Source organism: Clostridium sp. MCC345 (assembly GCF_018785345.1).
Classification (GTDB): Bacteria; Bacillota; Clostridia; order Lachnospirales; family Anaerotignaceae; genus Anaerotignum_A; species Anaerotignum_A faecicola.
In genome coordinates this window covers 1-229 of record NZ_WQPP01000063.1, presented here as the reverse complement: position 1 = coordinate 229, position 229 = coordinate 1, and the positions used below count along the sequence as shown (strand labels likewise).

Annotated in this window: 1 protein-coding gene; it reads right to left on the bottom strand. The window is 46.3% G+C overall.

Translation table 11 applies throughout. The features are described from left to right. The coding region (locus tag GPK49_RS11085; protein WP_444876958.1) for a recombinase family protein at window positions 1-209 on the bottom strand (209 nt) is incomplete at its 3' end. Window positions 210-229: the final 20 nt, after the last annotated feature.

The window sequence follows — 229 nt, the reverse complement described above, 5'->3', positions numbered from 1 at the left end:
AAAAATCCGGGACGGTCAAAGCAAGTACCACTAATGCCATCGTCCGTGAAATGGACAATGTTTGTAAAGCCCTGCCGTGCGGCGAACTCCTCCAACATAGCCTTTTGATTGGAAATGGAATTGCTCTCACGCTGTTGGTCATCATCTTTGCCAAAGTCATCACGGCTCAGTCGTTCGTACAGAGCTGTGATTTTCTCATTTTTTCTCATAACTTGCGCTCCTTTCTTCG